Source organism: Dactylosporangium sp. NPDC051541 (assembly GCF_044454505.1).
Lineage (GTDB): Bacteria > Actinomycetota > Actinomycetes > Mycobacteriales > Micromonosporaceae > Dactylosporangium.
In genome coordinates, this window is the sequence record NZ_JBITDU010000002.1 from 390,756 (window position 1) to 401,561 (window position 10,806).

10 protein-coding genes and 1 pseudogene are annotated in these 10,806 nt (G+C 72.4%); 3 read left to right on the forward strand and 8 right to left on the reverse strand.

Annotated elements, in window-relative coordinates:
* Window positions 1-33 precede the first annotated feature (33 nt).
* From ACIA8L_RS09865 to ACIA8L_RS09895, 7 genes are all read right to left on the reverse strand, one after another.
* Entirely contained in the window at window positions 34-1,611 is a 1,578-nt protein-coding gene (locus tag ACIA8L_RS09865; RefSeq protein ID WP_395902487.1) for a SpoIIE family protein phosphatase, read from the reverse strand.
* Between the two features lie 28 nt (window positions 1,612-1,639).
* Entirely contained in the window at window positions 1,640-3,310 is a 1,671-nt protein-coding gene (locus tag ACIA8L_RS09870) for an ATP-binding protein (protein ID WP_395902490.1), read from the reverse strand.
* Between the two features lie 29 nt (window positions 3,311-3,339).
* Entirely contained in the window at window positions 3,340-4,368 is a 1,029-nt protein-coding gene (locus ACIA8L_RS09875) for an ATP-binding protein (protein WP_395902492.1), read from the reverse strand.
* Complete coding sequence (locus tag ACIA8L_RS09880) at window positions 4,365-4,781, reverse strand: ATP-binding protein (protein WP_395902495.1); 417 nt, start codon at window positions 4,779-4,781, stop codon at window positions 4,365-4,367. Before ACIA8L_RS09880 ends, ACIA8L_RS09875 begins: the two co-directional genes overlap by 4 nt.
* A complete protein-coding gene (locus ACIA8L_RS09885; protein ID WP_395902498.1) occupies window positions 4,774-5,175 on the reverse strand; it encodes an STAS domain-containing protein in 402 nt (133 codons plus the stop codon). The genes ACIA8L_RS09880 and ACIA8L_RS09885 overlap by 8 nt, the downstream gene beginning before the upstream one ends.
* Window positions 5,175-6,044 (reverse strand): STAS domain-containing protein, encoded by an 870-nt coding sequence (locus ACIA8L_RS09890; protein WP_395902500.1) that lies wholly within the window; start codon window positions 6,042-6,044, stop codon window positions 5,175-5,177. Before ACIA8L_RS09890 ends, ACIA8L_RS09885 begins: the two co-directional genes overlap by 1 nt.
* Before the next feature lie 337 nt (window positions 6,045-6,381).
* Complete coding sequence (locus ACIA8L_RS09895; protein ID WP_395902502.1) at window positions 6,382-6,627, reverse strand: hypothetical protein; 246 nt, start codon at window positions 6,625-6,627, stop codon at window positions 6,382-6,384.
* A 35-nt stretch (window positions 6,628-6,662) separates the two neighbouring features.
* On the opposite strand from ACIA8L_RS09895, the pseudogene ACIA8L_RS09900 reads away from it, so the two are divergent.
* The 3 genes and pseudogenes from ACIA8L_RS09900 to nth all read left to right on the forward strand — a co-directional run.
* A pseudogene (locus tag ACIA8L_RS09900) lies at window positions 6,663-6,896 on the forward strand (hypothetical protein); the annotation flags it as partial.
* A gap of 904 nt (window positions 6,897-7,800) precedes the next feature.
* Window positions 7,801-8,790 carry a malate dehydrogenase gene (locus ACIA8L_RS09905; protein WP_395902504.1) on the forward strand — a complete coding sequence of 330 codons (990 nt, stop codon included), beginning with the start codon at window positions 7,801-7,803 and terminating at the stop codon, window positions 8,788-8,790.
* A 217-nt stretch (window positions 8,791-9,007) separates the two neighbouring features.
* Window positions 9,008-9,727, forward strand: coding sequence for an endonuclease III (nth, locus tag ACIA8L_RS09910; protein ID WP_395902506.1), 720 nt, complete (start codon window positions 9,008-9,010; stop codon window positions 9,725-9,727).
* Here nth and ACIA8L_RS09915 read toward each other — a convergent pair.
* Window positions 9,699-10,739 carry a DNA glycosylase AlkZ-like family protein gene (locus ACIA8L_RS09915; protein ID WP_395902508.1) on the reverse strand — a complete coding sequence of 347 codons (1,041 nt, stop codon included), beginning with the start codon at window positions 10,737-10,739 and terminating at the stop codon, window positions 9,699-9,701. The genes nth and ACIA8L_RS09915 overlap by 29 nt on opposite strands.
* Window positions 10,740-10,806: the final 67 nt, after the last annotated feature.

Consider the following 10,806-nt stretch of genomic DNA (forward strand, 5'->3'; position numbering starts at 1 on the left):
GCGTCACCGCCGCCGCGGCCCACCGCAACCGATTCACGCGGAAATCGCCCGCCGGATCACCAGCATCGCCTGATCGTCCTCGGACTCGTCACCGACACCGAGCAGCAGCGCGTCGCAGAACGCCTCCAGATCCCCGTCCCCGCCGTCCGCCGCCAGCCCCGCCACCAACGCCGCCTGCAGCCGCTCCAGACCCTCGTTGAACGACGACCCGCGCCGCTCGATCAACCCGTCTGTGACCAGCACCAGCGACTCACCCGCGGCCAGGGTGAACACCGTCTCCGCGTCGTGGACCGTCGGCACCCCCAGCAACGCCACCCGCCCCTCGACCGTCGTGGCCCGGCCCCGCCCGACCCGCAGCGGCGGCGGATGCCCGGCATTGGCCAGGCGGATCTCCCCCGTCGCCAGCTCGATACGCAGCAGGCACATCGTCACGATCTCCTCCGGCAGGAACCGCAGCATCATCCGGTTCAGCCGCTCCAGGGTCAGCCCCGGCGCGTGATCCTCGGCCAGATACGCCCGCAGCGCGTGCCGCACCTCCGCCATGATCGTCGCCGCCCGCAGCGAATGCCCGGCCACATCCCCGATCGCCGCGACGATATGCCCCTCCACCGCCACGATCTCGTAGAAGTCCCCGCCCACATACGCGTGGTCGCTCGCCGGGCGGTACCGCACCGCGATGTCATACCCCGGCACCGGCGGCAACGACGCCGGCAGCATGCTCTGCTGCAACGTCAACGCCGTCCGCCGCTCCTCGTCGTAGGAGCGCAGCGCCTCCACCGCCAGCGCGATCGCCTGACCCAGCTGCCGCAGCACATCCCGGTCGTCGTCGGTGAACCCGGCCGCCGGGACCGCGATGTGCAGCGGCTCCCGCCCGGCCTTGACCCGGGCCACGACCCGGAACACCGGCCCCGCCCACCACGGCCCGTCGTCCTGCCCGAACAGCTCCGCCCCGACCAGCCCCCCGAGCGGGTCGACCTCGAAATGCTCCCGATACGCCGGCCGCGCCACCGGCACCGCCCCCGCCGCGTCGACCTGCACCGCCAGCGCCCCGACCTCCGGCGACGCCGCCGCGACCGCCGCCGCCCCACCGAAGATCCGCGACGCCCCGACCGCCGCCAGCCGCAGCAGCTCCGGCAGCGTCGTCGCCGAGTTGATCGCCGCCGTCGTCTCCACCAACCGGGTCAGGCGGCCCGCGAGCCGCTCCGCCCGCTGCCGGGCCCGGGAGTACCGCAGCAACGCCCCGACCGTCGCCAGCAACTCATCCGGGTCGATCGGCTCGGCCAGATACGCGTCCGCACCCCGGATCAGCCCCTGCGTCCGGTCCACCGCGTGCACCGCGGTCGCCGAGATGTGAATGACCGGCGTCGCCGCCGTCCGCGGATCCGACTTGATCCGCTCCGCGACCTCGAACCCGTCGATGTCCGGCAGCCGCACATCCAGCACCACCAGCTCCGTCGACGCCGCCCCGCCGTGCAACATCGCCAGGGCGTCCTCACCGGTCGCCGCCTCCACGACCCGATGCCCCTCCCGCCGCAGCCACGACGTGATCACATACCGCTTCGACGGACTGTCGTCGACGACGAGAATGTCAGCGGCCGCCACCACGGTCACACCACCACCCCCGCCCGCCCCGGACCGCTCACGGCACGATCCCGGCGACGAGGTCGACCACCGCCCGGCGGGTCAGGTCCTCCTTCACCAGCACCGACCGGGCGTGCGCGAGCTCACCGGTCCCGAAGTCCGACAGATCCGCCGCGGTCACCACGAACACCGGAATCCCGGCGACGTCGTCCAACCCGGCCAGATCCGCCAGCAGCTGCGTCCCGTCCCCGCCCGGCATCCGCAGATCCAGGAAGATGACCGACGGGTGCTCCCGCACCGCGATCGCCAGCCCCGACCGGACATCCGCCGCCTCGGAAACCTGCCCCGCGATCCCCGCCAGCAACTGCCGCAACAGATGCCGCGCGGCCGGATCGTCATCGACCACCAACGCCCGCTCCACCTGCGGCAACGGCCCGTCCGCGTCCGGCTCCCCGGCCTGCGCCGGACGCTGCGGCAACGACAGCGTGAACGTCGAACCCTCCCCCGGCTCCGACACCATCGTCAACGCCCCACCCAGCAACGTCGCCAACCGCCGCGCATACGGCAGCCCGAGCCCCGTCCCGCCCGCCTGCCGCGCCCCCCGGACCTGATGGAACTCCTCGAACACCCGCGCCTGCTCCGCGAACGGAATCCCGATCCCCGTGTCCGCGACCGCGATGTACAGCCGGTCCCCGTCGACCCACGCCCCCATCCCGACCGTGCCCGTGTCGGTGAACTTCAACGCGTTCGTCAACAGGTTCCGCAAAATCTGGGTCAGCAGCAGCTCATCACTGACCAGCCCGGCCGCCGGCGGCTCGTCGACCACCAGGTCCACCTCCGGCCGGGCCAGCGGCCGCAGCGTCCCCCGCAGCTGCCCGAACACCGCACCCAGGTCGATCGGCCCCCAGTTCGGCTCGATCCGCCCCGACTCCGCCTTCGCCAGATCCAGCAGATCGTTCACCCGCGCCAGCAGGTCCGCCGCCGAACCCTGTACCAGATCCAGCTGATGCGTCTGCTCCGACGTCAACGGCTCCGACCGCGGGTCCAGCATCAGCCGCGTCAACCCGATGATCGCCGTCACCGGCGCCCGCAGCTCATGCGACACGTTCGCCAGGAACCGGCTCTTCGCCTCGTTCGCCTCCCGCAGCTGCGCCGAACGCTCATCCAGCTCCGCGTACAGCGCCACCACACCCTGGTTCGTCTGCTCGAGCTCCTCCGACAGCTGCGTGTACAGGGCCATGACGCCCTGGTTCGTCTCCTCCAGCTCCGCGTTGAGGTGCAGCAGCTCGTCCCGGTGCGCCTGCACCTCCTCCAGGGCGGACACCAGCTGCCGGTTCTGCACCGACAGCTCGTCGAGCACGGTCGTCGGCGACGACTTCGCCAGCTCCGCCCGCGCCCGCTCGACCCGCTCCGCGTCGGCCTGCGCCGGCAGCCGCCGCGTCAGCACGATCCGCTCGTCCTCCACCCGCACCTCATCCATCAGCCGCCCGGCCGCCCGGACTCCCTCAAGATTCTGGTTACCCACCGCCGCGGATGACACAACAATGACCAGGTGGGGACGGGGTTCACCGGCCGCCGCGAACGACACCACGGCCCCCGGCACCTCCCGGCCGATCTCACTCAACGCCGTCGCGACCCGGACCTGATCCTGATGCTCCATCCCCAGCAGCGCCGCCACCTCCCGGCCCCGCTGACGCAGCACGAACACGTCATGCTCAGTGTTGAGCACCAACGTCAGAATCGGCGCCGGATCCCGCATCACGCCGGAACACCGCAACCAGCGACCGCCACACCAGCATCATCGCGCCGGACCCCGCCATCGCGCAGCAACGTCGCCGCCACCAGCAACGGATCCTGGCGCGACAACCCCGGATAGTCCCGCAGATTCCACCGGTCCGACACACCATCGGAGTGCAGCACCACAACCCCCTCCGGCGGCAGCTCATACGTGAACTCCCGCACGCCCCGCGCCTGGTGACCGACGATCCCCGGCATGCTCACCATGCCCCGCCGCTCCCCGTCCGGAAACGCGATCGTCCCCGCCACATTCCCCAGCCCGGCGAACACCACCGAACCCCCCGCGATCCGCGCCACCGACGCCGCCGCCCCCCGCGTGTGCGACACCGACCGGTGCAGATGCTCCAGCAACGGCCCCGGCGCCTCCAGGGCACTGCCCAGAAACGCGTCCACGACCGCCGCCGACGCCGCCGCCGCCAGCGGCCCGTGCCCCAGCCCGTCCGCGACCAGCACCAGCAGCACATCCCCGGCCATGCGGGCCGCATACCGGTCCCCGCACACCCGCTCCCCCGTCATCGGCCGCGTCAACCCCGCCACCGCCGACGACACCGCCCGCCGCTTCTCCCCCGGCCACAACTGCGCCGTCAGCACCGTCCCCCGCCCCGGCAGCGAATACCCGCCGGCCGCGTCCGACAGCCGCCGCACCGCACCCAGACCGATCCCCAGCGTCCCCGCCGTCGAATGCCCGTCCACCGAACTGAACGGCAGATCCCGCATCCCCGGCCCCGAATCCACCGCCACCAGCTCGACCCCGCCGATCTCCCCCCGGCGCAGGCACCGCACCGACAACGACCCCCGCTCGGCGTGCCGGTGCAGGTTCGACGCCAGCTCCGCCGCGACGATCGCCACCTCACCGGCCCGCTGCTCACTGAACCCGAGCCGGTGGGCGCACTCGACCGCCAACCGGCGCGCGATCCCCGCCGCACCCGAGTCGTCGACCGCGACCCACCCCAGCTCCTCGACCGTCGGCACAACCCAGTCGGCGATCACCGGGCCCACTTCGTGACCGCGATCTTCGTACCCGCGCCGGGCGTCGTGTCGATCTCGAACTCATCCACGAGACGTCTGGACCCCGAAAGCCCCAAACCCAAACCACTGCCGGTCGTGTACCCGTCCGTGAACGCCAGCCCCAGGTCCACGATCCCCGGCCCGGTGTCGACGAACTCGGCCCGGACCCCGGCCCGCCGGCCGTTGTGGACCCCGGCGATCGTCGCGTAGCCACCACCACCGTGGATCAGCGTGTTGCGGGCCAGCTCACTCGCCGCCGTCACCAGCTTCGTCTGATCCACCAGCGGCAGCTTCGCCTCCACCGCCGCGACCCGCACCGCCTGCCGGACCCGCACGACGTCCTTGTCGTCGCCGATGTCCAGCCGCAGCACCTCCGAGCCGGCCCCGTCAGGCACCGCTGTCCTCGATGACGCTCAGCATCCCGACCCCGTGGATCTGCTTCGCCGCGGCCAGGATCTCCAGGGCCTTGTCGACGTTCAGCGCCGTGCGCACACCGTTGAGCGACAACCCCAGCTCCACCAGCGTGATCGCCACCGCCGGGCGCATCCCGACCACCACCGTCTCCGCGTCGAGGACCCGCGACACCGCCGCGATCGTCGACAGCATCCGGCCGATGAACGAGTCCACGATCTCCAGCGCCGAAATGTCGATCACGACCCCGTGCGCACCCGTCTCCACGATCCGGTCCGACAGGTCCTCCTGCAGCTGCAGCGCCGTCTGGTCATCGAGATCGATCTGGATCGACACCAGCAGGATGTCGCCGATCTTCAGCACCGGCACCCGGTCCATCAGAACCCCTGCCGGCCGGCACCGGGCCGCTTGACCAGCTCGACCCCGCTGGCTCGCAGCGCGTGCACGAGCGCGTCCGCGAGGGTCGCCTTCGTGACGATGTCCCCGAACTCGATCCCCAGCGCCACCACCGTCTGCGCGATCTGCGGCCGGATCCCGGAGATGATGCACTCCGCACCCATCAGCCGCGCCGCCACCACCGTCTTGAGGATGTGCTGCGCCACCTGCGTGTCCACGGCCGGCACACCCGTGATGTCCACGATCGCGTAGCCGGACCCGGTGTCGACCAGGGTCTGCAGCAGCTTCTCCATCACCACCTGCGCCCGCGCCGAGTCCAGGGTCCCGACCAGCGGCACCGCCACGACCCCGTCCCACAGCTTCACCACCGGCGTCGACAGCTCCAGCAGCTGCTCCGTCTGGTCGGCGATGATCGACTCGCGGGCCTTCGCGTAGGTGTCGAACGTGTGCAGCCCCATCTCGTCGACGAGCAGGGACAGCACCAGGAAGTCGGCCGGCACCTGGTCGGAGTCCCCGGACTCCGACAGCCCGAGCACGACCTCCTTGACCGTGAACACCAGGTTGGCCGTCTCCGTCGGCGTGAACCCCTTGCGGGCCCACTCCCGCGACAGCTCCCCGAGCGCCGCCCGCGACTCCCCGCCGTGCGACCCGTCGAGCTCCCCGTCGGCCCCGCCCTCGAGCATGCCCAGCAGCGCGGAGTACACCTCCCGCACCTGCCGCGTCAGCTCCGCGTCGGTGAGCCGCCCCCGCAGCGTCCGGGCGGAGACCTCCACCCAGCGCTTCTGGATGTCTTCCTCGTGCGTCCGCAGGAGCGCACTGAGCCGCTGCCTGGCCTCGGCGTTCACCTTCACCCGTCCACTCCCCCTACGCTGATACGCGATTCGAGACAGGACGGTACCGTCCGCCGCTCACCGGAGCGAACGCGGACACCTCTTTGTCACGAGACAATTTTCTCGCTTCCGTTTTGGTCACATTCCCGGAAGCTGGCGGGCGACTTGCCCAGCTCCGCCGCACGAACCACACAGGCAACGAACATCACCACTGCCCGCACCGCTGCCCCATGGACCGCAGGTGTCCCCGCCACCACGTCCCGCTTGCCGTCCTAGGAAGCTAGGTCATCTCGTCATGCCGCGAAAACGGGCAGCCCGGCACATCCCAGACCGCCCGCCGGCCCCGTAACGGCGCGATTTATAGCGTTGCGAGCCGCGACTCGCGCTGGGCAGACTCAATCGCCTCGCCACGGGTGTCACCGAGCCACACGACGGGCCCGACCGGGTGACCGATCCGGGTCAGCTGGCCGGTCTCGTCCGTCCACGCCACCATCGGCACGGGCTGCATCTGGTCCATCTGCCAGCCGATCACCCGGCCGGCCATGATCTCGTTGTCGGCGGCGGTGGCAAGCCACAGCGGCACGTTCTGCGCAATGATCGTCATGCCTGGGTGATGCCCCGGCAACGGAGGGTACAACCATGGACACGCTGGCCGACCTGCTCGCCGAGGCCGAAGCGGCACCCGTCGACGGCTGGGACTTCTCCTGGTTCGACGGCCGCGCCACCGAGGAGCGCCCGCCCTGGGGCTACGCCCGGCAACTCGGCGAACGGCTGCGCACCGCGGCCGCCGCCCTCGACATCCAGACCGGCGGCGGCGAGGTCTTCCGCACCGCGCTCACCGCGGCCCGCGACGCGGCCACTTCGGTGGCCCGGTTCTCGGAGGGCTCGCCGGGGTCTGGCGGCACGGCATCCGGAGGCGGCACGGCATCCGGAGGCGCGACGAACCTCGGGGCCGGCAACGCACCCGCGGGCAGCGGAGTAGCTGCCGGCGGCACGGCTCCTGCCAGCGGCACGGCACCTGCCGGTCGCAGCGCAGTCCTGGCCGGCCCGGCACCCGCTGGCGGCCGTGCGACTGCCGGCGGCCGTGCGACTGCCGACGGCGGGGCAACGGCCGGCGGCCGGGCAGCCGCGGGTGGCGGGGCTCCCGCGGTCGTGGCCGCCACCGAGTCGTGGCCGCCCAACATCGCGCTCGCCCGGGTCGCGCTCGCACCGTTCGGCGGCGTGGTCGAGGAGGTCGCCGACGATGCGCCGATCCCGTTCGCGACGAACGCGTTCGACCTCGTCAGCAGCCGGCATCCGACGGTCGCCGGGTGGGCGGAGATCGCGCGGGTGCTGGCGCCCGGCGGGACGTACTTCGCGCAGCACGTCGGCGTCGGCACCGCGGCCGAGGTCACCGACTTCATGATGGGGCCGCAGCCGGTCGGCGACGGGCGCAGCGTGGCCCGGGCCCGCCGCGGCGCCGAGGACGCCGGGCTCGAGGTCGTGGACGTGCGGGCGGCGACGCTGCGGATGGAGTTCTTCGACGTGGCGGCGGTCGCGGTGTACCTGCGCAAGGTGATCTGGATCGTGCCGGGTTTCACGATCGGGCGGTACCACCGCGAACTGGAGGCGATGCACGAGCTCATCGAGCGGGAGGGCGTGTTCCGGGCCTCGACGGCGCGGTACCTGATCGAGTGCCGTAAGCCACACGGAGTCACCGGAAGGTGAACGGCCGATCGGGCGGCGAGGATAGTTTGTCTGCAGAAGCACACCCGCCGTTGCTGCCAGGAGACTGCTTATGAGCGACTCGTCCGTCAATGTCACAGTGACCGGCGCGGCCGGCCAGATCGGCTACGCGCTGCTGTTCCGCATCGCCTCCGGGCAGCTGCTCGGCGCCGACACGCGGGTCAAGCTCCGGCTGCTGGAGATCCCGCAGGCCGTGCGGGCCGCCGAGGGCACCGCCCTGGAGCTCGAGGACGGGGCGTTCCCGCTGCTCGCCGGGGTCGACGTGTTCGACGACCCGAAGGCCGCCTTCTCCGGCGCCAACGTGGCGCTGCTCGTCGGGGCCCGGCCCCGGACCAAGGGCATGGAGCGCGGCGACCTCCTCGAGGCCAACGGCGGCATCTTCAAGCCGCAGGGCGAGGCGATCAACGCCGGTGCCGCCGACGACATCAAGGTCCTCGTCGTGGGCAACCCGGCCAACACCAACGCCCTCATCGCGCAGCGCCACGCCCCCGACGTCCCGGCCGACCGGTTCACCGCCATGACCCGCCTCGACCACAACCGGGCCCTGTCGCAGCTGGCCCGCAAGCTGTCGGTGCCGGTGGCGGAGATCCGCAAGCTGACGATCTGGGGCAACCACTCGGCGACGCAGTATCCGGACCTCTTCCACGCCGAGGTCGGCGGCCGCAACGCCGCGGAGGCCGTCGGCGACCAGCAGTGGCTGGCCGACGAGTTCATCCCCCGGGTCGCCAAGCGCGGCGCCGAGATCATCGAGGTCCGCGGCGCGTCGTCGGCCGCCTCCGCCGCGTCGGCCGCGATCGACCACGTCTACGACTGGGTCAACGGCACCCCCGAGGGCAACTGGACGTCGGCCGCGATCGTCTCCGACGGCTCCTACGGCGTCCCCGCCGGCCTCATCTCCTCCTTCCCGGTCACCTCGGCCGGCGGCCAGTGGCAGATCGTCCAGGGCCTTGACATCAACGAGTTCTCCCGGGCCCGCATCGACGCGTCGGTGGCGGAGCTCGAGGAGGAGCGCCAGGCCGTCGAGCGCCTCGGCCTCATCTGAACCGTCCGGCGGGAGGTCGCCGATCGCCGGTGACCTCCCGGCGAGGCGCTCGCACGGAGGGCGGGGAACGTCACCGGGTGAGGTGGCCCGGCCGAGCGCGGGTCCGCCGCCGGACACCGGGGCGTTCCAGCGGACCGTTTGGGCGCGTGAGCGACCCGCCCGGGTGGTCGCCATGGATGGGACGGCTTCGCCGGCGGGGCCGCAGTAGGCTTCCGCGGTGACTGCTGAGCCGGGCCCGGGCCTGCCCATCGCCGAGAAGCGGCGCGCCCGGCGCGTGCTGCGCCTGCTGCAGGCCCGCTACCCCGGCCACCGCCTCGAGCTCGACTTCGACTCGCCGCTGCAGCTGCTCGTCGCCGCGACCCTGGCCGCGCAGACCCTGGACGAGCGGGTCAACGCCGTGCGGCCGGCGCTGTTCGAGCGCTACCCGGCCGCGGCCGACCTCGCCGCCGCCGACCAGGAGGAGATGGAGCAGATCCTGGTCCCGGTCGGGTTCTACCGGCAGAAGACCCGCAACGTCATCAAGCTCGCGGCCGTCCTCGTCGAACGTCACGCCGGGGCGGTGCCGGAGACCCTCGATGAGCTCGTCGCGCTGCCGTGGGTCGGGCGCAAGACGGCGAACATGGTGCTGGGCAACGCGTTCGGGCAGCCGGCGATCTCCGTCGACACGCACACGGCCCGGGTCGCGCACCGGCTCGGGTGGGCGCCGGAGAAGGACGTCGACGCGGCCGAGGCGGCGATCGCGGCCCGCTACGACCGCAAGGACTGGATCGCCGTCAACCAGCTGCTGATCCTGCACGGCCGGCGGACCTGCCACGCCCGCAGACCCGCCTGCGGCGCCTGCCCCCTGGCCCCGGAGTGCCCGTCGTCGGCGCTCGGCGAGCAGGACCCGCAGAAGGCGCGGGCCCTGCTCAAGGAAGGCGCGCCCGCTCAGCCTTGATCGCCTTGGCCGGGACCTTCGCCCACAGCGTCTCCCCGGCCTCGTCCCAGACGCCCGCGACCCGGCCCTCGTGCACGACGACCGGTGAGATCCAGCCCGCGGCCCGGCTGACCTGCGGGCGTCGCTCCTTCGGGATGACGCGGGTGTCGGCGGTGCCGGGGCCGAGGACGAACTGGTCGAACGCGGGCAGGAGCCGTACCCCCGGGAAGCTTTGGGGTCTTTGCAGTGTCCGCAGGTCTTCCGTGCGGGCGTAGAGCCGCTCCCCCGCGACGTCGACCTCGGCCAGGACGCCGTCCTCGAGCAGCTCCGCGAACCACTGCCGGAGCGCGGCCTTCCTGGACTGGCCGCGGATCAGCCACTGGTCGAACGTCGCCGCCGACGCCGGACCGTAGGCGCCGAGATAGGCCGGGATCACGGTCCGGGCGGCCGTCGCGGGCTCCGGGAGGTCGCCCCAGGTGGGTCGCGTGAAGGCGACGCCGTCGGTGCCGTACACGAGCAGGCCCTGCCAGGCGACCGGCTTGAGGACCGTGCCCCAGCCGGACTTCAGGTGATCCTCCAGGGTCGGGTCCTTGGCGTGCTCGACGATCGCGGCGGTGAGCTCCTCGCGGGTCAGGACCCGGCCGTCGAGGACCTCGGCCGCCGCCTCGGTGATCCGGTCCATCTGCGCGGTGGTCACGAACGTCCTCTGCCAGGCGCCCTTCTCCCAGGTCCGGGCGGCCGCCAGCAGGGCCAGCTGGGCCTTGGCCAGGTCCGGTGGGAGCAGGTGCAGGGTGCCGCGGGCGGCCCACGTCTTGATCAGGTCTCCGCGGACCAGCGCCTGCTTGACCGCCCCGGGATCGGGCTGGTCCTGGCGGGCGGCCACGGCCTGTTCGGCGCACGACGCCACCTGGGCCTGCACGCCGGCCAACCGCGTCACGACCGCGACCGGGTCCTCGGCCTCGGCGGGGCGGTGGAGCCACTGCTGGTAGCACCGCCAGTGGAGTACGTCGTCCCAGGTCAGTACAAACGTCACGGCGCCACGGTATCCAGACCGTGGCGCCGTGTGCTTGTCGGCCGGCCGATATGTCGGGCGCTCCGCG